The following is a 22,031-nucleotide window of genomic DNA, read 5'->3' on the forward strand; positions in this document are numbered from 1 at the left end:
ACGACATTCACCGAGGCTTCTTCGTGGCGAACATCAAGTCCCAGATCAAGCGCAACCGGCAGAACGAGAAGGCCCGGCTGCGCAACAAGGCTGTCAAGTCTTCCCTGAAGACGGCCATCCGCAAGTTCCGCGAGGCCGCCGACCAGGGCAACATCGACGACGCGGTCGCGCTTCAGCGCGCCGCCGCCCGCCAGCTGGACAAGGCCGCCAGCAAGGGCGTCATCCACAAGAACCAGGCCGCCAACCGCAAGTCGGCGATCGCCCAGCGCGCCGCCGCCCTGTCGACGGCCGCCAAGTAGTCCCAGTAGTCTCAAGGTTCCGCGAACGCCGCACTCCGTCCGGGGTGTGGCGTTTCTGCGTTCCAGGGCGTTCTCGCGGCCACCTTCCGGCTCACGCCGCCCCGGGCGGGCCCGCCCGCATCGTTCCTCTAACGCCCGGTGCGGTTGGCGACCACGGTCTGGACCATGTGCTCCAGCGCGTACGCGGGGTCGGTGCCACCGCCCTTCACCTGGGCGTCGGCGGTGGCGGCGGCCTGGATCGCCCGGGCGAGCCCCTCCGGCCCCCAGCCGTTCAGCTGCCGCTGGACCCGTTCGATCTTCCAGGGCGGCATGCCGAGCCTTCCGGCGAGCTGGGCGCCCCGCAGGTTCCTGGGGGCGCCGCCCACCTTCGCCAGCGAGCGCAGACCCCCGGCGAGCGCGCTCACCAGCAGGACCGGGGCCGTCCCCGTCGACAGGGCCCAGCGCAACTGCTCCAGGGCGTCGCCCAGGCGTCCCTCGACGGCCGAGTCGGCCACGGTGAACCCGCTGACCTCGGCCCTGCCCCGGTGGTAGCGCGCGACGGCGGCCTCGTCGATCGTCTTGCCGGGGGTGTCGAAGGCGAGCTGGCTGCAGGCGGCGGCGAGCTCGCGCAGGTCGTTGCCGACCGCGTCGAGCAGCGCGGCGGCGGCGTCGGCCCCGATGGTGCGCCCGGCCCGCTTCAGCTCCGCCTTGACGAACGCCAGCCGCTCGGCCGGCTTGGTCACCTTGGCGACCGGGACCACCCGTGCCCCGGCCTTCCTGACCCCGTCGACGAGTGCCTTGCCCTTCACTCCCCCGGGATGGACGAGGACGAGCACGGTCTCCTCGGCCGGACGGGCGGCGTACGAGACGACCTCGGTGATGACGTCCTTGACGAGATCCTGGGCCGAACGGATGACCACCACGGACCTCTCGCCGAACAGCGAGGGCGAGGTCATGCGGGTGAGTTCTCCGGGCTCCACCTTGGCACCGGGAAGGTCGTGCACCTCGGCGGTCGGATCGGCCGCCCTGGCGGCCGAGGTCACCTCGCCGACCGCGCGGTCGGCCAGCAGTTCCTCGTCGCCGAGTATCAGGATCACCGGTGCCGGATCGGTTGCCGCCATGCCGAGCAGCATGCCACGTATCCGCGACGGTCGGCCAACGCATGACGTCCTCCCGGCCCCCAAGGACCGGGATTCCCCGGGTCGCCGCCGCGCTCACGGTCGTCCGGCACGCTCACGGTCGTCCGCCGCGCTCACGGTCGTCCGCCACACTCACGGTCGTCCGGCGCGTCAAGTCGTTCGCAATCGGAATGCAGGCGCCCCGGGGCACCCTGGTGACATCGAAGGAGGTGAGAACCATGACAAACTCCACCATTCGCCGTCACGCCTGCCCCCGCTGCGGAACGGCCCTCGACGAGGGGCCGATCATGTACCGCTGCGCACGCTGCAGCCGGTCGGTCTACGCCGCCGACGTGGACACCGAGTTCCGCCACCCGACCGGCCCCCAGGCCTGATCCACACCGGCCACCCGGGCCGGACGCCCGACCTGTGACGATCACCAGGTCGGGCGCCCTCCCCGCTACGACCATCCGGGGCAGGTGCTCGACCCGCCCGCACGTCGCACCGCCCCCGCCGGTCAGGCGTTCGCCGGCGCCTCCTTCCAGGCGTCGGCCCATCCGCCCTGCACCATGGTCTGGAAGACCCACCTGCCGCCCGACTTCACCAGCAGGTCCGCGTAGCGCATCCCGTACGTGTGGCCGTTCGTCGTCACCGTCGCATCGGTGATCACGATGACCAGGTTCGCGGTCAGGAAGTGCGGCGTGCGGACCGAACGCATCTCGATCTCGCCCTGCTCCCCCCCTCCCATGACCTCGGCCATGGTGCTCGTGAACCGCTCCCTCGTCCAGCGCGCGGCCAGGCCGTCGCCGTCGGGGCCGTCGGTCACCACGTTGAGCGGGAACATCGCCATGTCCGCCATCCGCTCGACGTCGACCTTCGCGCTGTGCGCGTCGTACAGGGCGAACCACTCCTCGACGCTCTGCCGGTCCTCTGCGGTCGGCGTGAAGGCACCGCCACCGAATGGGGATCCCTGAACTTCCGACATCTGCCTGCTCCTTCGTCGACGACACCTGGCGGGCCCCGGCGGCCGTTGCCACCGCAAGAGGGCCGTCCGGTGACACGCCATTAATCGTACATCATACCGTACGACGTACGGTTCATCTGCCGAACGGTCGCCGCGGTGATCGACGGTCGACGACGCGCCTCTTCGCCGGTCTCGCCGATGACGAGCGAAGAGACCTGACCGGACCGGCGGGCACGCGAGGTTCGGAGGACTCGCGAGGTTCGGAGGACTCGGAAAAGGCTCTGACGGCCCGGCCCTCGTCGCCGGGTCCGCGTGCCTCCGGACGACGACCGCCGGCGCTCCGTCGTGGACCACCACCGCCAGATCCCCCGACTGGTCCGTCCGGTAGACGCGCGCGCCGAGCCGGTGCAGCGCGGCCAGGGTGGACGGCGCCGGATGCCCGTAGTCGTTGCCCGCGCCTACGCTGATCAGTGCGGCACGAGCCCCGACCGCCGCGAAGAAGGCCGGGTCGTACCTGCCCGATCCGTGGTGGGGGACCTTGAGGATGTCGGCGGGGGGCAGGCCACGCCGGAGCAGGTCCGCCTGGGCCTCGGTCTCGATGTCGCCACTGAGCAGGGCCGACCCCGCGGCCCAGCGGACGTGCACCACGACGCTCGCGTTGTTGACGGCCGCCCCCTCTCCTGCACCGGGCGGAGCCCTCTCGGCCTCCGGGCCGATGACGGTGAGCTCGGAGGGCCCGAACCGCCAGCTCGCTCCCGGTGCCGCCGCCCACTCGGTCACCCGGCGACGAGCGGACCCCTCACCCACGTGGTGAAGCCCGCCGCCCGCCCCCGCCCCCTCGCCCTCCGCGGCACCGTGCGGTGTCACCACCACCGCTCCGACCTCGCGCCCGCGGAAGACACCGTCGATTCCTCCCGTGTGATCGAAGTGCGGGTGGGTGAGGATGACCAGGGGCACCTGCGTGACCCCCACGGAACGAAGGCAGCGGTTCATGCTCACCGGATCGGGCCCGGCGTCCACCACGACGGCCCGCCCGGGCCCGGCGGCCACCAGCAGGCCGTCTCCCTGCCCGACGTCACAGGCCACCAGCAACCAGCCCGGCGGCGGCCAGCGGGCCACGATCGGGGTGACCAGTGTCGCGGCGAGGACCAGCCCGGCGACGGCCGCCAGGGCGATCCCGCGGGATCGCCGGCGTCGGAGGACCGGCACGGCGAGCGGGACGGCGACCGCCAGCAGGAGTAACCCGGCGACCCCGCCCGGCCACGGGATCGTGCCCGGCGAGACCACCGCGGCGCGCTCCGCCACCTCGACGATCCATCCGGTGGCCAGCCCGGCGGGCCGGACCAGCAACCGGGCCGTCTCCAGGTGCAGGGGAGCGATCAACGCGACCACGAAGCCGATCAGGGTGGCGGGGGCGACGGCGGGACCCGCGAGCAGGTTGGCCGGCACCGCGACCGGCGTGAGCTGCCCCGACATCAGGATCAGCACGGGAGTGACGGCCGCCTGCGCCGCGGCCGCCACCGCGGTCGCCTCGGCGAGCCATCGGGGCAGGTGGGCCGCGAGCCGGTCACGCCAGCGCGGGGCCAGGACCAGGATGCCCGCCGTGGCGGAGACCGAGAGGGCGAAGCCGTAGGACCGGGCCAGGTCCGGCACGAAGAAGACCAGGCCGAGGACGGTCGCCGACAGGGCGGTGACACCGTCGCGGGAACGGCCCGTGCCCAGGGCGGCGGCGGCGACCCCACCCATCAGAAGCGCCCGGAGCACGCTGGGCGAGGGCCGGGCGACGACCGCGAAGGCGACCATGGCCGTCGACGCCAGCACCGCCCGCACCGCGAGCGGCAGCCCGGCCGCCCTGGCCAGTGCCACCGCCGCTCCCGCCACGACGGCGAGGTTCGCCCCCGAGACGGCGAGCAGGTGACTCAGGCCCGCCGTCTTGAAGTCGGCTCTGACCTGCTCCTGCATCCGGGACACGTCACCGACCACCAGGCCCGGCAGCAGCCCGCGCTGCTCCGGCGGCAGCACATCGGCGGCATCCCGCAACCCCGCCCTGATCGCCCCGGCGGCGCGCTGCTCCCACGAGGGACCGCCCAGCATCCGCGGCGCCCCTCTGACCAGCACCACGGCGGCGAGCAGCTCACCGGGATCGGCCGGCCCGAAACGCCCCCTGATCCCGACCCGCTGGCCGGGCAGCAGCGGCCGCCATTCGGCACCGGAGACGAACAGCAGCACCGAGGCCCTCACTCTCACCCGCCCCTCCCCCGCTCCGACCGACTCGACCCGGGCGGGCACCACGAAGCTCTCCCGCCGGAACGGCCCCGCGGACCTCGGCAACTCGCGTGGATCGTCCGTCGTCACCACCTCCGCCACGGCCGACGCGTGCCTTCCGGCGAGCTCCGCCACCGGCCCCGTACCGGCCGCGTGCACCCGGAAGGCGACCGATCCCGCCACCGCGGCCGCGCACCCCAGGACCGCGATCAGTGCGTTCCCCCGGCCCGCCGTCCTGCCGGCGCGGGACAGAACGGCCGCGGCCCCCGCCCCCGCGGCCAGGAGGACGGCCGTCGCGGCCCCGGTCGCGGCCGGGTGGCCCAGCAGGACGAGCGCGGTCACCCAGGAGGCGACCGCGGGCAGGACCAGATGCGCGCCGTACGGAGAACGCCCCTGCCTTCGGGCTTCGGGGCTCTCGGCGGCGGAGGCCGCGGTGACCGACATGGCGGCCGCGGTGGACGACATGGCGGTCGCGGCGACCGGCGTGACGGTCGCGCACCGGGACACCAGCCAGGACGTCGCCCGGAGGACGGGCCGGAAGACGGAGAGGACGGACGGGAGGGCGAACCGGCGCGCGGACCGGGGAAAGGACCGGGGAACGAGTCGTCGTGTGGTGCGGGCGGCGGGCCGGGGCTCGGTCGCCGTACGACGTGGGCGGCGGTTCACACCCGGACCTTGTCCCGCATCTCCGCGTACTTGCGGTCCCCGATGCCGCTCACGTCGCGGAGTTCCTCCACGGCGCGGAAACCCCCGTGGGCGTCCCGGTACTCCGTGATGCGCCGGGCGAGCACCTCGCCGACGCCCGGCAGCAGTTCGAGTTGTTCGGGCGTGGCCGCGTTCAGATCGACCACGGCGGAGCCGGGATCCGTCGGGGCCGCAGGAGGTGCCCCCGTCACCGTGATGGGGTGACTCGGAGCGCCGACGACGATCTGCTCGCCGTCCACGAGCCTGCGCGCCAGGTTGAGCGACCCCGTGGTGGCCGGCCCGCGGGCGCCTCCGGCCGCCCGGACCGCGTCGGCGACCCGGGAGCCGGCGGGCAGTGTGATCACCCCGGGGCGACGGATCTTGCCGGTCACGTGGACGGTCAGCTCCGCGACCGGGGCGGAGGGCACCCTCGCGCCCCCTGGAGCACCGGCAGCACCGGCAGCACCGGCAGCACCGGCAGCACCGGCAGCACTCGGGACACCGGGGGCACCGGGGGCACGGAGCGGGGCGCCCGAGATCGGCACCGGCGGCGTCAGGGGCTCGGGCTCTGGGCGGGACCACCAGGCGTAGACACCGCCCACGAGGGTGGCCGTCACCGCGACGAGCAGCAGCAGGCGCAGCCCCGCCCGGCCGGGACCGAGCGCCGGCGCCTGGGTGGCCACGGCCTTTCTGAGCGCTTCGAAGGAGGGGGGAACCGGCGCCCAGCTCGTCCGCGCGGCGGGCTCGGCTTGGGGAACGGACCGGTCCTGCGGATCCCGCCGGTCCGGCCGGGACGCGCCGGTTCGGCCGGCCGGCCCGTGCCCGGGGAGCGGGTCACCGGTCGTGGCCGCTCTCTCCCTCTCACCGGGCGGGGGGTGGGGGGCGTCGGCACGGGTCGGAGCGACCTGCCCGGAGGCGGAGAAGGGCTCGACGGGTCGGAAAGGTGGAGGCGGGTCGGTGAGAGCGTTCGATCGGGGGCGGCCGGTCGATCGAGGGTGATCGGCTGAGCCGGTGGGATCGGCTTGCCGAGGACGATCGGTCTGCCGAGGGGGGTCGACCGGTTGAAGGTGATCCGCCCGGTGGGGCGGGGAGGGCGGGCGAAGCGGGAAGGACGGGCCGGGTGAGGTGGGCGGGTGGGCTGGACGGTGTCGAGGGAGCCCCGGGACGGGTGATCCATGCCCCGTCAGCGTCCGCAGCCGTGACTCGGCCCGGAAGCGCTCGATGTTCTGACCTGTGGTCCGCACCCGCAGGACGGTACGGCGGTGGTGCCGGAGGCCGTCGTGGCGAACGGGATTCTGGGGATAACGGGATGCCGGGGATGACGCGGGGACGGTGAGGCGGGCCGCGGACGGCGGCCCCTGACAGGCCGGGGAACCGCGCCGGGGAACCGCGCCCAGGAATCGCGCCCAGGAATCGCGCCGGAAGACCGGGACCGGAGCACCGCGCCGGAGGACCGGGGATGCCCGGGGCGCGTCAGGGGAGCCGGGGGCTCCGGGACCGGGCGTCACCCGCGGGGGGCGACGGCGAGACGGTGATGCCGAGCATGCCGGGCCCGACGTGGGCCCCGATGACCGGCCCGACCTCGACGACGGTGAGGCGGGTCAGGGCGGGCAGCCGGCGGGACAGGCGCGCGGCCAGTGTCCCGGCCCGGGCCGCGGCCCCGAGATGCTGGACGGCGATCTCCGCCGGAGCGTCCCCCGCCGCCGTGACGGCCAGGTCTTCGAGACGGCCGATGGCGCGGGCCGCCGTACGGACCTTCTCCAGGGGGACGATCGTCCCGTCGGAGATGTGCAGGATCGGCTTGATCATCAGAGCCGAGCCCAGAAGGGTGGCCGCCGCCCCGATCCGGCCTCCCCTGCGCAGGTACTCCAGCGTGTCGACGTAGAAGAAGCTGCGGGCCGACTCCGCCGTGCGGCGGGCGGCGTCCGCCACCTCCGAGCGTGCCGCGCCCGCGACGGCGGCAGCGGCGGCGGCGAGGACGGGGAATCCCAGCCCCATGGCGATGGATCGGCTGTCGACGACATCGACCGGGATCGGGGAGTCCTCGGCTCCCGCGCGTGCGGCCTCGACCGTGCCCGACATCTCCGACGACAGGTGGACCGAGACGACGGCGGTCGCCCCGCCGGCCGCCGCCTCGCGGTAGGCCTCGGCGAAACGATGCGGCGCGGGCCTGGAGGTGGTCACCGGAACCCACTCCCTGAGCGCCTCGCCCACGCTCACACCGTCGATCTGCGCGATGTCGTCGAACGGCCTGCCTCCGACCACCACCTGGAGGGGCACCACCCTGATCCCCAGACGGGAGATCTCCTGGGGCGGCAGGTAGGCGGTGGAGTCGGTGACGACGGTGACCGGTGGTGACATGTCCCGAAGTTACCCGGAGGAGGTCACACGAAGGAGACGGGGCCGCAGGTGAAGCGTGGACGCGGACGACGGAAGGCCGGCCCCGCCCGGCGGACGGCCGGACGTGGAGCGGGGACGGCGGACGTGGGAGGTGCGGAGGGCGGGGACTACTGGACGGGGGTGCCGCCGCGCCAGACCTTGCGGGGCTTGAGCCCGAAGGCCCAGGCGAAGGCGCCCTCGTGGTCGGCGTCCCACTGGACGATGTCGGCCAGGCGCCCGGGGGCGAGCACGCCGCGGTCCGGCGCGCCGAGGACGGTGGCGCCTCCGAGCGTGGCGGCGCGCAGGGCGTCGCCGACGCTCATGCCGAAGGCCGCCACGGCGAGGCTGATGACCAGCGACATCGAGGTGATGCCGCAGTGGCCCGGGTTGTGGTCGCTGCCGAGGGCCACGGTGACCCCCTGGGCGAGCATCCGGCGGACCGGGGGCAGGCTGCCTCGCTGCAGGGCCGTTCCCGGGCACACCACGGCGGGGACGCCGTAGCGGGCCAGGATGGAGATGTCCTCGTCGGTGGTGTGGTGGAGCAGGTCGGCGGAGGCGCAGCCGAGTTCCGCGGCGAGCTGGACGGCGCCGCGCCGGGTGTAGGCGCCCGCGTGCACGCGCGGCAGCAGGCCCACGTTGCGCCCGGAGGCCAGGACCCAGCGGGCCTCCTCGGCGGTGAAGTGACCCTCGTCGCAGTAGACGTCGACGCCGTTGGCCCCCGCCGCGGCCGCGTCGGCGCACCAGGCGCCGACCGCCTCGACGTAGTCGCGCTGGCGTCCGAAGTACTCGGGCGGGACGACGTGCGCGGCCATGAAGGTCACGTGCACGCGCGGCATCATCGGCTCCTTCTCCAGCTCGCGCAGGAGCCGCACGTCGGCCAGCTCCCCGTCGCGGGTGAGGTGGTAGCCGGTCTTGGCCTCGACGGTGGTGGTGCCGTTGAGCAGCCATTCGCGGAGCCGCTCGCGGACGCCGTTGCAGAGCGTCCAGGGGTCGGTCCCCCGGGTGACGGTGACGGTGGAACCGATCCCGCCGCCCGCCGCGGTGATCGCGGACGGGGTGGAGCCGCCGGAGCGCATCGCCATCTCGGCGTAGCGGTTGCCCGCGTAGACGGGATGGGTGTGCGCGTCGATCAGGCCGGGGGTGACCAGGGCGCCGCCCAGGTTCTCGACGTGGTCGACGTCGACGATGTCGTCGACGACGCCGGGCACGCTCTGGGGCAGGTCGGCGGCGCGGCCGATCCAGGCGATCCGGTCGTTGTGCACGAGGATCGCCGCGTTGCTGAACACATCGTTCCCGGTCCAGAGCCGGCCGATGTTGGTCAGAAGGCGGACCGTCATCGCATCACCGCCTTGTGTTCGGGGGAGGACACCCGGTGGGGGACCGCACCCGGGCGGGCCGCGCCGCCGTGGACGCTGCCGGGCACCGTGCCCTTCGAGCCCGCTGTGAGTCCGGACGGCATCGGGGGTCTCCTGCTCTCATCCGCATACCAGTGGTGCGGTGACAGTATCGTCAGGATCATGATCGGGCGATTTCAGTTCAGTTACGTTATTTCACAAGTCAGCCCGCTGTACAGGCTAATTGGGAAGAACGCCGCTTCGCCGCGAGGGCGCCTCGCCCGCGGGCATGGCGACCGGACCCGGCGCTGAGCACCTTTCCACAGCTCAGACTACTTCCTCATCCTGCGTAACAGTAGTCACCGGAGCAACTTGCGTCATAACATCTCGCTGGATTTGCCTTATGGTAGCAATCCAAACCTTGGCCGACCACTGTCGCCTTTGCGAATTTTGTACGGTTTGAGGCTTCCCCAGTGCATCCCACATCCGCCCTCCGGCGCAAGTACCGCCATTGAAACGGTCTCGCCGATCCCACTAAGGTGTGTCGCCGTCGACCGGGCCCCGCGCTCCGGCCGGAGCGCGGGCAGCACGCCGTCACCCCGGCGTCGCCCCGGCCGGTCCGGGCCGGCCCGGGCCACCGAAGCGGTCGCGGCATCCCGCGAGCCCCCGCCCGCCTCACGGAAGCGGCCACCGGCGGAACGCTCCCTGTAACCTTTCGAACGAGTTGTCTACAGGTAGCGACGCAGGGAGTTCTCTTGTCCGTCCACGCGGACGCCGGTCGGCGTCGCATCGAGGAACTTTTTCAGGAACACCAGGACCGTGTCTTCAAGCGCTGGCTCGAGGTCGCCGGTTCGTCGGCGGGTGGCCAGTCGGACCGCGTCGAGCTGAACGACCAGCTCCGCGAGCTCTACGGTGCGGTGCGCCGGTCGTTCGAGGACTCGGGCGACCTCAGCGACCTGCGCGGCCTGCTGGCCGAGCTCTCGCGCACGCGCGCCCGCCAAGGGTTCACCCCCACCGAGACCGCGCTCCTGGTGTTCGGCCTGAAGGAGGCGCTCTACGAGACCGTCGAGGAGGACGGCTCCCCCGAGGCCATGCGAGGTTTCATCTGGTTCTCCCGGGTAATCGACGACCTCGGGCTCTTCACCATGGAGAGCTACGCGTCGGCCAGGGAGAAGATCATCATCGATCAGGCGGAGCAGCTCCTGGAGCTCTCCACCCCGGTGGTCAAGCTGTGGGAGGGCATCGTCGCGGTGCCGCTCGTCGGCACGCTCGACTCGGCCAGGACCCAGGTCGTCATGGAGAAGCTGCTGCAGACGCTCGTCGACACCGGTTCCGAGCACGCGGTGATCGACATCACCGGCGTGCCCGCCGTGGACACCGAGGTCGCCCAGCACCTGCTCAAGACCGTGGTCGCGGCCCGGTTGATGGGCGCCGAGTGCGTCATCTCCGGCATCCGCCCCCAGATCGCCCACACCATCGTCACCCTGGGCATCGAGTTCGGCGACATCGTGACCAAGGCCACCCTCGCCGACGCGCTGGCCCACACGCTGCGCGCGAGCGGTGTCACGTTCACCAAGGGCGGGACCTCCCGCATCGCCGTACGGACGGTGGAGGCCTGATGGATCGCGTTCCCATTCTCAAGCTCGGCGACATCCTGATCGTCTCCATCCAGATCGACCTGCAGGACCTGAGCGTGCTCGCGCTCCAGGAGGACCTGTCGGAGAAGGTCGTCGAGACCGGCGCGCGCGGGGTGATCATCGACATCACCGCCGTGGAGATCGTCGACTCCTTCATCGGCCGGATGCTGGCCACCATCGCGGCGATCTCGCGGATGCTCGACGCCGAGACGATCGTCGTGGGCATGCGGCCCGCGGTGGCGATCACCCTCGTCGAGCTCGGCCTCTCGCTCGGCGGGGTGCGCACCGCGCTCAACCTGGAGAAGGGTGTCGCGATGCTGAACCAGCTCGAGGGTTCCCAGGCCGCGGCGGCCTCCCTGTGACGAGCGCCGAGGACCTTCCCATCAACGTCAACGGCGACGTCGTGCTGGTCCGCCAGCACGTCAGGACCGTCGCCGTGAAGGTGGGACTCTCGCTGGTCGACCAGACCAAGGTGGTGACCGCGGCCAGCGAGCTGGCCCGCAACGCCCTCGTCTACGCCGGGGGCGGCCAGGTGCGGGTCGAGGTCGTCCACAAGGGGATGCGGCAGGGCCTGCGGATGACCTTCAGCGACAACGGGCCCGGCATCCCCGACATCGAGCAGGCGCTGACCGACGGGTGGACCACCGGTGGCGGCCTCGGTCTGGGCCTGAGCGGTTCACGCCGCCTGGTCGACGAGTTCGCCCTGGAATCGACTCCCGGTGAGGGCACGCTGATCACGGTGACGAAATGGGCACGCTGATCCGTTCCCGGCACGACGTCTGGGTCAGGGCCGAGGACGCCAGCGCCATCGGCGCGCTCCGCCGCAGCGCGGTGGCGCTCGCCGAGAGCAGGGGGTTCGGCGAGGAGGACACCGGCCGGGTGGCGGTCGCGGTCAGCGAGGCCGCCTCCAACCTGGTCAAGCACGCCGTCGAGGGGGTCATGCTGATCCGGCCCCACCCGGAGCTGGACTCGGCGATCGAGGTCCTCGCGATCGACAAGGGCCCGGGGATGCGCGACGTCTCGCGCGCCCTGCGCGACGGCTACTCCACGACGGGCACCCTGGGCATCGGGCTGGGCGGCATCGCCCGCATGGCCAGCGGGTACGAGGTGCACTCCGTGCTCGGCCGCGGCACCGTGCTCGGCATGTACTTCACCGCCCACGGCGCCGAGCGGCCCCCGTCCCGGGTGAGCGGCCTGACCCGCCCGATCGGCGAGGAGAGCGTCTGCGGCGACGCCTTCGTGATCACCGAGGCGGGCCCGGTGACGACCGTGATGCTCTGCGACGGTCTCGGCCACGGCCCCGCGGCCGCCCAGGCCTCCTCCGAGGCGGTACGGCTCTTCCTGCTGCACTCCGAGCACCCCCCGCTCACCGTCCTGGAACGCGTCCACCTCGGCCTCGGCCACACCAGGGGCGGCGCGGTGGCCGTGGCCCGCGTCGACGGGGCGACGGGCACGGTGAGCTTCGCCGGCCTGGGCAACGTCTCCGCGTGGATCGTCCACGGCGACGGCCGCCAGGGCATGATCTCGGTGCCGGGCATCGCCGGGCACAAGGCCAGGACGCTGCGCCAGTACGAGTACACGGCGCCGAGACACGGCGTGGTCCTGCTGCACTCCGACGGGTTGTCCGAACGCTGGGACATCACCAACTATCCCGGGCTCGTCGCCCGGCCGCCCTCCGTCGTCGCGGGTACGCTGCTGCGCGAGGCGGGCACCCGTAGGGACGACGCCTGTGTGGTCGTCGTCAGGCCCGGCGTATGAACGGGGACGAGTTGATCCGGATCCTCGTCAAGGACGACCAGGACGTCTTCGCCATGCGCAAGCTCGGCCGCGAGGTGGCCGAGAGCGTCGGCCTGGAGACCCAGGACCAGATCCGGGTGGCCACCGCGCTGAGCGAGATCGGCCGGGAGCTGCTGGAGGCGGGCACCGGCGCCTCGTTCGCCTTCCGCCTGGGGCAGGACGCCCTGACGGTCACGATCGAGTTCTCCGCCACCACCGACTTCCGTCCCGCCGACGGCGTCACGCTGGCGGGGCGCCTGGTGGACCTCATCGAACTCGATCCCGCCGAGGGAAGAATAAGCATGGTCAAACGGCTCCCGCAGGGCCGGACGCCGAGGCGCTCGGCCGAGGAGATCCGCGCGGGTCTCGCCGCCGTGACGCCCACCACGGCCCTGGAGGAGCTGCGCCGGCAGAACCGCGAGCTCGCCGAGACCCTGCAGGAGGTCCTGCAGCTCAACACCGAGCTGCAGGAGACCAACCAGGGTGTGCTCGCGCTGTACAACCAGCTCTCCGAGGAGCTGGAGGAGACCAACCGCGGCGTCGTGGCGCTGTACGCCGAGCTGGACGAGAAGTCCGCGCAGCTACGGGCCGCGGGCGAGGCCAAGAACAGGTTCTGGGCCACGGTCAGCCACGAGCTGCGCACCCCGCTGAACTCGATCATCGGTCTGGTGCGCCTGCTGGTCGGCCCCGGCGGGGAGCCCCTGGCCGAGGAGCAGCTCCACCAGATCGACCTGATCGGCTCCTCGGCGCAGACCCTGCTGGCGCTGGTGAGCGAGCTGCTCGACATGGCCAAGGCCGAGGCCGGCCGGCTCGTCCCCCAGCCCACCGTGGTCGACCTGGTGGCGCTGGTCGAGCGGCTGCGGATGACCCTGCACCCCACCACCGGCAACGACGCCGTGAGGCTCACCGTGGAGGTCACGCGGGCGCCCGGGGAGATGCTGGTGGACGAGGTGATGCTCACCCGCATCCTGCGCAACCTGCTCTCCAACGCGCTGAAGTTCACCGAACGGGGCGAGGTCAGGCTGGAGGCCGCGCTCGACGCCGTCACCCACACCGTGGTCTTCACCGTGACCGACACCGGGATCGGCGTGCCCGAGGAGCACCTGGAGCGCGTCTTCGAGGAGTTCTTCCAGGTTCCCGGGCCGATCCAGGTGCGCAGCAAGGGGACCGGCCTGGGCCTGCCGTACGCCCGCCGGCTGGCCGAGGCGCTCGGCGGCACGCTGCACCTGGCCAGCGTCCCCGGCTCCGGCACCACCGCCACGCTCAGGCTGCCCTACCGGCACGGCAGCACGCCCGTGGTCGGCCGGGTGCTCGTCGTGGACGACGACGACGAGTTCCGCGCCACGGTGCGGCGGATGCTCACCGGCGTCGCCGAGCACATCGACGAGGCCTCCGACGGGCTGATGGCCCTGGAGGTGATGGGCGAGCACCCGCCCGACCTGGCGCTGGTCGACCTGCTGATGCCCCGCCTCGACGGCAGCGCGCTGATGGCGCGGATGTCGGACGACGAGCGGCTGCGCGAGGTCCCGGTGATCATCGTGACCGTCGCCACGTCCTACCAGGTGCCGGAGAGGACGCGCATGGTGGTCTCCAAGCAGGGGCTCCGCCGTGACATCCTGCTGGGGGCGATCGAGAGTGTTCTCGGGCGGGCCGGTGAGTGAGGACGGGGCGACGGTGCTCGTCGTCGACGACACGCCGACCAAGCTGTACATCCTCTCGAGCTGGCTGCGCCGCTCGGGGCACCGCGTCGTGCAGGCGACCGGCGGCATGGAGGCGCTCGCCAAGGTCAGGGAGCTCCTGCCGGACCTGGTCGTGCTCGACGTGCGACTGCCCGACATCAGCGGGTACGAGGTCTGCGAGCAGATCAAGGCGGACGCGTCGACCTCCTCGATACCGGTCATCCAGATCTCCGGGGCCGCGATCACCCCCGCCGACCGGGCCCAGGGGCTCGAACGCGGCGCGGACGCCTACCTGGCCGAACCGGTCGAGCCGGACGAGTTCGCCGCGACGGTCGCGGCGACGCTGCGCTACTACCGCGCCCGCAAGCGCGCCGAGCTCATGGCCAAGCGGCTGGCCGCCCTCACCGAGGTGACGCTCTCGATGAACTCCGCCGAGACGTTCGACGAGCTCCTCAGCACGGCCGTCGAGGGGACCGTCCGCATCCTGGGCAGGCAGGCCGGCACGCTGGCCCTGCCGCCGGACGGCCGGACCCGCAGGTTCGCCGCCCTGCCCCCGGAGGGCCGCATCGTGGCGAAGGTCGCGGCGCCCGACACGCTGTCCCGGCTGAGCGCGATGTCCCTGGGCAACGCCGCCGGCACCGAGGTCTTCACCGTCCCCGTCGCCGAGTGGATGGAGCTGATGCCGGACGCGACGATCGACGCCGACGTCTCGGCCGTGGTGTGCCGCACCAAGCTGGGCAGGCCCCCGGTCTACCTGGGCGTGGAGGGCGCGCCGTCGCTGGACTCCGACGAGTCCAACGTGCTGCGCCAGCTCGGCCAGGCCCTCGCCCTGGCCGTGGACGCGCTGCGCGCCTACGCCGAGGAGCACGCCATCGCCCTCACCCTGCAGCGCAGCCTGCTGCCGTCGCGGATCCCCGAGATCGGCGGGCTCTCGATCAGCTGGCGGTACCAGCCCGCGGTCGACAACGTCGAGGTCGGCGGCGACTTCTACGAGGTCCTGCGGATGGGTCACCGGGTGCTCATCGCCATCGGCGACGTCCAGGGACACTCCCTGCTGGCCGCCACCGTGATGGCGGAGCTGCGCCACGCGCTGCGCGCCTCGGTCATCGGCACCTCGGACCTCGGCGCGTCCATGGCGCTGCTCAACGAGGTGCTGCGGCGCTACCACCCCGGAATGACCGCCACGGTGTGCCTGCTGCTGCTCGACCCGGCGACCGGGGAGATGGAACTCTCCAACGCCGGCCACATCCCGCCCCTGTTCATCGGCGACGGTCACTCCCATTACCACCGCCTGGGCAACCTGCTGCTGGGCGTGGCCCAGGAGACCTACCGGGTCGACCGCGTGCAGGTGCCCGCGGGCAGCTCGGTGCTGATGTTCACCGACGGGCTCATCGAGGACCGCGACAAGCTGCTCGACGAGAGCCTGGAGATCGTACGGCGGCTGGCCGAGGAGCCGCGGGAGGACCTGGAGGTCTTCTGCGACCGGCTGATCGAACGCTTCGGCGCCCGCGAGGACGACGTGGCGCTGGTGATGTTCCGGCGCGACACCTGATATTGAAACAGGTTCTATTTTCGTTCTAGGCTCCGTTGATGGTCTACAGAGTCATGCAGTGGGGCACAGGGAACGTCGGCCGTAACACGCTCGCCGGGATCCGCGCCCGGCCCGATCTGGAACTCGTCGGCTGTTACGTGTTCTCGCCGGACAAGCGGGGCCGGGACGCGGGTGTCCTGGCGGGGCTCTCGCCAATGGGGGTGGCGGCGAGCGGCGACGCCGAGGCGTTGCTGGCGCTGCGGCCCGACTGCGTCGTCTACACCGCGATGGCCGACACGCGCGTCTTCGAGACCCTGGACGAGCTGGGGACGATCCTGCGCGCGGGGGTCAACGTGGTGTCCAGCGGCCCGGTCCCGCTGCAGTTCCCCGACGGCTCGCTGGACGCCCCGGTGCGCGAGGCGGCGCGGGAGGGCGGGACGTCGATCTGGGTCAACGGGATCGATCCGGGCTTCGCCAACGACTGGCTGCCGCTCGCGCTGACCGGTATCAGCGAGCGGATCGACGAGGTCCGGTGCGCGGAGGTGCTCAACTACGCCACCTACCATCAGCCCACCGTGTTGTTCGACGTCATGGGGTTCGGCGGCGACCTGGACGACGTGCCGCCGCTGCTGCGGCCGGGCGTGCTCACCATGGCCTGGGGAGGGGTGGTGCGGCAGATCGCCGCCGGGCTGGAGGTGACCCTCGACGCGATCGAGGAGTTCCACGTCAGGCTGCCCGCGCCCGAGCGTTTCCGGATCTCGGCCGGCACGATCGAGCGGGGCACCGCGGCGGCCCTGCGGTTCGAGGTCAGGGGCGTGCGGGACGGCCGGGCGGTGATCGTGCTCGAACACGTCACCCGCCTCCGGGACGACCTGGCCCCGGACTGGCCGCGGCCGGCCGGGGCGGGATGCTACCGGGTCACGGTCCGCGGGGAGCCCGACTACACCCTTGACCTGCGGCTGCTCGGCTCCGACGGCGACCACAACACCGCCGGCCTCAAGGCGACCGCGATGCGCCTGGTGAACGCGGTGCCCACGGTCGTCGAGGCCCCGCCCGGCCTGCTGACCGCGCTGGACCTGCCGCTGATCACCGGGCGCGGACTGCTGCGCTGAGCCGCCGGCTCCACCACCGCTCCGCCGGTCCGCCGCCGCTCCGCCGCCGGCCCGCGCTGTCACCCGGACGCGGCCCGTCACGCCGGACGCGCCGGGGGCGTGTGCCCCGGCGCGTCAGGCGTGCTCAGGCGTGCTCAGGCGTGCTCAGGCGACGGTCTCGACCGGCTTGGCGCTCTTCTCCAGTTCGGCGAAGAGACCGGGCAGCACCCTGGCGTGCAGGACGGTGCCGTCCCCGGTGTGCTCGACGTCCAGCACCTCGCCCTCCCGGTGCGCCCGGGAGATCAGGTCGCCGCGCTCGTACGGCACCAGCAGCTTGACCTCCTGGTCGAAGCGGGGCAGTTCCCGCTCGATCACGGCCCGCAGCTCCTCGATCCCGGCGCCGGTGCGGGCCGAGACCACCACGGTGTGCTTCTCCCGCGCGGTCAGCCTGGCCAGCACCACCGGGTCGGCGGCGTCGGCCTTGTTGATGACCACGATCTCCGGGATGTCACGGGCGTCCTCGATGTCGCCGATCACCTCGCGTACCGCGGCGAGCTGCGACTCGGGGTCGGGGTGCGAGCCGTCGACCACGTGCAGGATCAGGTCGGCGTCGCCGACCTCCTCCAGGGTCGAGCGGAACGCCTCCACGAGCTGGTGCGGCAGGTGCCGGACGAACCCGACGGTGTCGGCCAGCGTGTACAGGCGGCCGTCAGGCGTGTGCGCCCTGCGGACCGTCGGGTCCAGGGTGGCGAACAGGGCGTCCTCCACCAGCACCCCCGCGCCGGTCAGCCGGTTCAGCAGCGAGGACTTGCCGGCGTTGGTGTACCCGGCGATGGCCACGGCCGGCACCTCGCGCTGCACGCGCCTCGACCGCTTGGTCACGCGGGCGGTGGTCATCTCGCCGATCTGGCGGCGCAGCTTGGCCATCCGCTCGCGGATCCGCCGCCGGTCCAGCTCGATCTTGGTCTCACCGGGGCCACGACCGCCCATGCCGACGCCGCCGGCCGCGCGGCCGCCGACCTGGCGGGACAGGTTGCCGCCCCAGCCTCGCAGGCGCGGCAGCAGGTAGTTGAGCTGGGCGAGCTCGACCTGCGCCTTGCCCTCGCGGCTCTTGGCGTGCTGGGCGAAGATGTCGAGGATCAGCATGGTCCGGTCGATGACCTTGACCTTGACGATCTCCTCGAGCTGGCGGAGCTGGCCGGGGCTCAGCTCCCCGTCGCACACCACCGTGTCGGCGCCGGTGGCGGAGACGATGTCGGCGAGTTCCTGGGCCTTGCCGGAACCGATGTAGGTCGCAGTGTCGGGCTTCTGGCGGCGCTGGATGACGCCCTCCAGAACCTCTGAACCCGCGGTCTCGGCCAGGAGCTTGAGCTCCAGGAGGGAGTTCTCGGCGTCGATCGCCGTACCGGAGGTCCAGACGCCGACCAGGACGACCCGCTCAAGCCTCAGCTGGCGGTATTCGACCTCGGTGACGTCTTCCAGCTCCGTGGAGAGGCCCGCCACCCGGCGCAGGGCCTGGCGGTCGGCCAGGTCCAGATCCCCGGTGTCGAGAAGGTCGTCGAATCGGTCGATGTCCAGCGGCTCACGAGTGTCTATGTCGTCGCTCCGTTCAGATGGTCGTTCCGTGGGCGTTCTCTCCCTGTGAGGAACGCTCGTATAGGTGAACGCCCGAACACCCCGGGTCTCTTCCCCCCGATGGTGCCACGGGAACCTCTCCGTCATCACCTGGTTATCCGCTGCTTCGTCCGGGGTCCGGCAGGAGCGCGACGGGGCCGGGTGGCCCCGGTCTCAGGGGAGCAGGACCCCGGCGTCGCCGGAGCCGGTCCTGACCGTGATCCTGCGGGACGAGGAGGGGTCCCTGGTCACCTCGACGGTGGTCTCCCCGGAGCCGGTCTCGCTGGTCACGTTGTAGCCGCCCGCGGGGACGTGGGCCGCGACGTCGCCCGAACCGGCCTCGATCTCCACGCTGTCGGGCGCGACGGTGAACCTCGCCTCGACGTCCCCGGATCCGGCCTCGGCGGCGAAACGCTTGGAGCCCAGGCCGGCCGCCTCGATGTCCCCGGACCCGGCCACCGCCTTCACCTGCCCGGTCAGCCCGCGCAGCGTGATGGTGCCCGACCCGGCGTCGAGGTCGGCCGACACCCCGCGCGGGACCTCGACCTTGTAGTCGACCGAGCAGCTGTGCCCGTCACACCGGTAGCGCAGGGTGAGCGTGCCACCGTTCACGGGGTGCTCGGTGGCCGGTCTGTCACCGCGCCAGTGGACGGTCTCGGTCACGTGGACGCCGGAGCGGTCCGACTCGGTCACCACGATGTCCCCCGAGCCGGAGTCGACGTTCAGGGCCTTCACGTCTCCGGCCACGTCGTAGGAGACGACGTCCTGCTGGCGCTCGCGGAAATCCAGGGCGAACTCGCACCCGGAGAGCACGAACACCGACCCCAGGAGCGCTCCGGCGACGAGTGTGTTCCTCTTCATGGGGGCAATCCTCGGCTTTCCGGGAGGTCTCGCCTCCCCTCGCACCGTCCGCTCCCCCGTTCCGCCGAGGGCGCCGATCCGGCTGATCCAACTCTGGCCCGGGACGGGCGCCGAAGCTATCGGGGTATCCCCCGGCTCTCCCCTGAGGATCCGCCCTGAGACGGCTCCCCGCGAGGGTTTTCCGGTCTCTCCCCCGACGTTCTCCGGTGTTTCCCGGGGACCCCCTCGCGCCCGCCGCGTGCCCCGCCGCGTGCCCCGCCGCGTGCCCCACCGCGTGCCCCACCCCGCCTTTGACCGGTTCGGGAGCCGTCGCATACGCTGGTTTCCACATTTCAGAATTACTTTTCCATGATATGGAAAATGCGGAAAGAGGGCTCATGAACGGTGTTGAGATCGGCGGTCCCTCACAGGAGCGCTTCGACGAGATCCTCACGCCGGAGGCGCTGGCCTTCCTGGCCACCCTCCAGCGCGAGTTCGACGGACGACGGCTGGAGCTGCTCAAGGCCCGCCAGGACAGGCAGGCCGAGCTCTCGGCGGGCGCCACCCTCGACTTCCTGCCCTCGACCAGGCACGTGCGCGAGTCCGAGTGGCACGTCGCCCCGCCCGCGCCCGGACTGGTGGACCGCCGAGTGGAGATCACCGGCCCGGTCGACCGGAAGATGACGATCAACGCGCTGAACTCCGGCGCCAAGGTCTGGCTGGCCGACTTCGAGGACGCCAACTCCCCCACCTGGGAGAACACCGTCGGCGGCCAGCTCAACCTGCGCGACGCGCTCGACCGGACCATCGACTTCACCGCCGGTGAGAAGACCTACACCCTCAAGCCGGACGCCGAGCTGGCCACCGTCGTGGTCCGTCCCCGCGGATGGCACCTGGACGAGAAGCACCTCACCCTCGACGGCGCCCCGCTGTCGGCGTCCCTGGTCGACTTCGGCCTCTACTTCTTCCACTCGGCACAGCGGCAGATGGCCAAGGGCAAGGGTCCCTACTTCTACCTGCCCAAGATCGAGTCCCACCTGGAGGCCCGCCTCTGGAACGACGTCTTCGTCCGGGCGCAGGAACTGCTGGACATCCCCCGGGGCACGATCCGGGCGACCGTGCTCATCGAGACCTACCCTGCCGCGTTCGAGATGGAGGAGATCCTCTACGAGCTCCGCGAGCACTCGGCCGGCCTCAACGCGGGCCGCTGGGACTACCTGTTCAGCGTGATCAAGAAGTTCCGCACCCGCGGCCGGGAGTTCCTGCTGCCCGAGCGGAACGCGGTGACGATGACCGCCCCGTTCATGCGCGCCTACACCGAGCTCCTGGTCAGCACCTGCCACCGGCGCGGCGCCCACGCCATCGGCGGGATGGCCGCCTTCATCCCCTCCCGCCGCGACCCCGAGGTCAACCGCGTCGCGCTGGAGAAGGTCACCGCGGACAAGACCCGCGAGTCCGGCGACGGCTTCGACGGCTCCTGGGTGGCCCACCCCGACCTGGTGCCCGTCTGCCGCGACGTCTTCGACGCGGTCCTGGGGGACCGGCCCAACCAGCTCGACCGCCTGCGCGAGGACGTCACCGTCTCCGCCGCCGACCTGCTCGCGGTCTCCAAGACCCCCGGTGACATCACCGAGGCCGGACTGCGCAACAACGTGGACGTGGCGCTGCGCTACCTGGCCGCCTGGATGGGCGGGCAGGGCGCGGTGGCCATCCACAACCTGATGGAGGACGCGGCCACGGCCGAGATCTCCCGTTCCCAGATCTGGCAGTGGATCCACAACGGCATCGAGCTGTCCGACACCGGGGCCGTGGTGACCAGGGAGCTGGTCGAGCGGATCATCGACGAGGAGCTCGCCGGGATCGCGGCGGAGCCCGGCTACGACGAGGCCCGCTACGCGCAGGCCACCGCGCTGTTCAAGGAGGTCGCGCTGGACGACGCGTTCGCGGAGTTCCTTACCCTCCCGGCTTATGCGCGTATGCCGTGACATGACCGATCCGACGGTGAGGAATCCTCATCCCCGGGGCGGGATTCCTCACTCCGGACGACCGGCGCCGACGGGTGCGGCCACCCGGCCCAGTGGATACTTTGCGTGCATGACCGATGACAGGAACGGCGAGGAAACGGGCCGTGGCGACTACGGAGCGTTGCTCGACGCCGTCAAACGCGAGATCGCGGGCAGCCGGGGGCGGGTGGCCCTGCTCACCACCGACGCGGAACTGATCCGGCAGTACTGGCGGATCGGACGTCACCTCCTCGACCGGCAGCCGGACGACGAATGGGGCCGGCAGGTGGCCCCCCGGCTCTCGGCCGACCTGCGCGCCGCGTTCCCCGAGGCCATGGGGTACTCGCGGACCAACCTGCTCTACATGCGGGCCTTCGCGGCGGCCTGGCCCGACTCTGTGCCGAGGACGGGACGGCCTATACCGTGGGGGCACCACATCGTTCTGCTGGACATGCTGGACACCCGGTCGACGAGGGAGTTCTACGCCCGCAGGACCGCCGAGGAGGGATGGGCCAGGGGGGTCCTCATCACGATGATCAAAGGCCGGCTGCACCTGCGCCTGGGGCGCTCTCCCCGCGGCGGCGGGCGGAGCGCGCCGTCGGCCGACTGCCGGTCCCTGCAGCGGGCGCCCGCCGAGTCCCGGCCCCCGGGCCCCTCGGGACCTCCCGCTCTCCCGGCCCCGCCGGCCCCGCCGGTCCCCGAGGACGAGGCCCCCGGGCCGGGCCGGAGCACCGGCGCCCACGCGCGGCGCGAGAATTCGAGACGGGGATGACGGTCCCGATCGGCCGGCGGGGACCGGGCGGCGAGCGCGGCGGTGCCGCCCCCGTCGCGGATCCCC

General features: G+C 72.2%; 18 protein-coding genes. 11 read left to right on the plus strand and 7 right to left on the minus strand.

Going from position 1 to position 22,031, the window contains the following annotated elements:
• Positions 1-23 precede the first annotated feature (23 nt).
• A complete protein-coding gene (rpsT, locus tag AB0G16_RS10785) occupies positions 24-299 on the plus strand; it encodes a 30S ribosomal protein S20 (RefSeq protein WP_362802000.1) in 276 nt (91 codons plus the stop codon).
• Between the two features lie 128 nt (positions 300-427).
• Here the strand turns inward: rpsT and holA are convergent, their stop codons facing one another.
• A complete protein-coding gene (holA, locus tag AB0G16_RS10790; RefSeq protein WP_362802004.1) occupies positions 428-1,399 on the minus strand; it encodes a DNA polymerase III subunit delta in 972 nt (323 codons plus the stop codon).
• A gap of 236 nt (positions 1,400-1,635) precedes the next feature.
• Here holA and AB0G16_RS10795 point away from each other — a divergent pair, with 236 nt between their 5' ends.
• Positions 1,636-1,791, plus strand: coding sequence for a hypothetical protein (locus tag AB0G16_RS10795; RefSeq protein WP_362802007.1), 156 nt, complete (start codon positions 1,636-1,638; stop codon positions 1,789-1,791).
• Positions 1,792-1,913: 122 nt separating this feature from the next.
• On the opposite strand, the gene AB0G16_RS10800 is transcribed toward AB0G16_RS10795, so the two are convergent.
• From AB0G16_RS10800 to hutI, 4 genes are all read right to left on the minus strand, one after another.
• Positions 1,914-5,132: a ComEC/Rec2 family competence protein gene (locus AB0G16_RS10800; protein ID WP_362802010.1), complete on the minus strand. Its 3,219-nt coding sequence runs from the start codon at positions 5,130-5,132 to the stop codon at positions 1,914-1,916.
• Between the two features lie 155 nt (positions 5,133-5,287).
• Positions 5,288-5,992, minus strand: a complete 705-nt coding sequence (locus tag AB0G16_RS10805; RefSeq protein WP_362802013.1) for a ComEA family DNA-binding protein — start codon at positions 5,990-5,992, stop codon at positions 5,288-5,290.
• Positions 5,993-6,782: 790 nt separating this feature from the next.
• Positions 6,783-7,670, minus strand: a complete 888-nt coding sequence (locus AB0G16_RS10810; protein WP_362802016.1) for a DegV family protein — start codon at positions 7,668-7,670, stop codon at positions 6,783-6,785.
• A gap of 146 nt (positions 7,671-7,816) precedes the next feature.
• Entirely contained in the window at positions 7,817-9,025 is a 1,209-nt protein-coding gene (gene hutI / locus AB0G16_RS10815; protein WP_362802019.1) for an imidazolonepropionase, read from the minus strand.
• Positions 9,026-9,777: 752 nt separating this feature from the next.
• Between hutI and AB0G16_RS10820 the strand changes: the two genes are divergently transcribed.
• The 7 genes from AB0G16_RS10820 to AB0G16_RS10850 are packed head-to-tail and all read left to right on the plus strand — an operon-like array spanning position 9,778 to position 16,757.
• Complete coding sequence (locus AB0G16_RS10820) at positions 9,778-10,641, plus strand: STAS domain-containing protein (protein WP_362802022.1); 864 nt, start codon at positions 9,778-9,780, stop codon at positions 10,639-10,641.
• Positions 10,641-11,021: an STAS domain-containing protein gene (locus AB0G16_RS10825; protein ID WP_362802025.1), complete on the plus strand. Its 381-nt coding sequence runs from the start codon at positions 10,641-10,643 to the stop codon at positions 11,019-11,021. The genes AB0G16_RS10820 and AB0G16_RS10825 overlap by 1 nt, the downstream gene beginning before the upstream one ends.
• The gene (locus tag AB0G16_RS10830; RefSeq protein WP_362802028.1) at positions 11,018-11,419 is read left to right on the plus strand and encodes an anti-sigma regulatory factor; all 402 of its coding nucleotides are present in this window, start codon (positions 11,018-11,020) and stop codon (positions 11,417-11,419) included. The genes AB0G16_RS10825 and AB0G16_RS10830 overlap by 4 nt, the downstream gene beginning before the upstream one ends.
• Complete coding sequence (locus tag AB0G16_RS10835) at positions 11,407-12,417, plus strand: ATP-binding protein (RefSeq protein ID WP_362802031.1); 1,011 nt, start codon at positions 11,407-11,409, stop codon at positions 12,415-12,417. Before AB0G16_RS10830 ends, AB0G16_RS10835 begins: the two co-directional genes overlap by 13 nt.
• The gene (locus AB0G16_RS10840; RefSeq protein WP_362802034.1) at positions 12,414-14,096 is read left to right on the plus strand and encodes an ATP-binding protein; all 1,683 of its coding nucleotides are present in this window, start codon (positions 12,414-12,416) and stop codon (positions 14,094-14,096) included. The genes AB0G16_RS10835 and AB0G16_RS10840 overlap by 4 nt, the downstream gene beginning before the upstream one ends.
• Complete coding sequence (locus AB0G16_RS10845; protein WP_362802037.1) at positions 14,089-15,666, plus strand: fused response regulator/phosphatase; 1,578 nt, start codon at positions 14,089-14,091, stop codon at positions 15,664-15,666. Before AB0G16_RS10840 ends, AB0G16_RS10845 begins: the two co-directional genes overlap by 8 nt.
• A gap of 38 nt (positions 15,667-15,704) precedes the next feature.
• A complete protein-coding gene (locus AB0G16_RS10850) occupies positions 15,705-16,757 on the plus strand; it encodes a dihydrodipicolinate reductase (protein ID WP_362802040.1) in 1,053 nt (350 codons plus the stop codon).
• Between the two features lie 144 nt (positions 16,758-16,901).
• On the opposite strand, the gene hflX is transcribed toward AB0G16_RS10850, so the two are convergent.
• Positions 16,902-18,458, minus strand: a complete 1,557-nt coding sequence (gene hflX / locus AB0G16_RS10855) for a GTPase HflX (protein WP_362802043.1) — start codon at positions 18,456-18,458, stop codon at positions 16,902-16,904.
• A gap of 66 nt (positions 18,459-18,524) precedes the next feature.
• On the minus strand, positions 18,525-19,211 hold the full coding sequence (locus AB0G16_RS10860) for a DUF4097 family beta strand repeat-containing protein (protein ID WP_362802046.1): 687 nt from the start codon (positions 19,209-19,211) through the stop codon (positions 18,525-18,527).
• Positions 19,212-19,588: 377 nt separating this feature from the next.
• On the opposite strand from AB0G16_RS10860, the gene aceB reads away from it, so the two are divergent.
• Together aceB and AB0G16_RS10870 are read left to right on the plus strand one after the other, a co-directional pair.
• On the plus strand, positions 19,589-21,175 hold the full coding sequence (gene aceB, locus AB0G16_RS10865; RefSeq protein ID WP_362802049.1) for a malate synthase A: 1,587 nt from the start codon (positions 19,589-19,591) through the stop codon (positions 21,173-21,175).
• A gap of 109 nt (positions 21,176-21,284) precedes the next feature.
• Entirely contained in the window at positions 21,285-21,965 is a 681-nt protein-coding gene (locus AB0G16_RS10870) for a DUF1016 N-terminal domain-containing protein (protein ID WP_362802053.1), read from the plus strand.
• Positions 21,966-22,031: the final 66 nt, after the last annotated feature.

The sequence above is a fragment of the Streptosporangium sp. NPDC023615 genome, assembly GCF_040640155.1.
Taxonomy (GTDB): domain Bacteria; phylum Actinomycetota; class Actinomycetes; order Streptosporangiales; family Streptosporangiaceae; genus Streptosporangium.

Excerpts from the sequence above, each read along its gene's own strand:
- AB0G16_RS10825 (WP_362802025.1), top strand. The coding sequence starts at position 10,641 with ATGGATCGCGTTCCCATTCTCAAGCTCGGCGACATCCTGATCGTCTCC.
- AB0G16_RS10860 (WP_362802046.1), bottom strand. The coding sequence starts at position 19,211 with ATGAAGAGGAACACACTCGTCGCCGGAGCGCTCCTGGGGTCGGTGTTC.
- AB0G16_RS10840 (WP_362802034.1), top strand. The coding sequence starts at position 12,414 with ATGAACGGGGACGAGTTGATCCGGATCCTCGTCAAGGACGACCAGGAC.
- aceB (WP_362802049.1), top strand. The coding sequence starts at position 19,589 with ATGAACGGTGTTGAGATCGGCGGTCCCTCACAGGAGCGCTTCGACGAG.
- hflX (WP_362802043.1), bottom strand. The coding sequence starts at position 18,458 with ATGACGGAGAGGTTCCCGTGGCACCATCGGGGGGAAGAGACCCGGGGT.
- AB0G16_RS10835 (WP_362802031.1), top strand. The coding sequence starts at position 11,407 with ATGGGCACGCTGATCCGTTCCCGGCACGACGTCTGGGTCAGGGCCGAG.
- holA (WP_362802004.1), bottom strand. The coding sequence starts at position 1,399 with ATGGCGGCAACCGATCCGGCACCGGTGATCCTGATACTCGGCGACGAG.
- AB0G16_RS10810 (WP_362802016.1), bottom strand. The coding sequence starts at position 7,670 with ATGTCACCACCGGTCACCGTCGTCACCGACTCCACCGCCTACCTGCCG.
- hutI (WP_362802019.1), bottom strand. The coding sequence starts at position 9,025 with ATGACGGTCCGCCTTCTGACCAACATCGGCCGGCTCTGGACCGGGAAC.
- AB0G16_RS10850 (WP_362802040.1), top strand. The coding sequence starts at position 15,705 with ATGGTCTACAGAGTCATGCAGTGGGGCACAGGGAACGTCGGCCGTAAC.
- AB0G16_RS10795 (WP_362802007.1), top strand. The coding sequence starts at position 1,636 with ATGACAAACTCCACCATTCGCCGTCACGCCTGCCCCCGCTGCGGAACG.
- AB0G16_RS10870 (WP_362802053.1), top strand. The coding sequence starts at position 21,285 with ATGACCGATGACAGGAACGGCGAGGAAACGGGCCGTGGCGACTACGGA.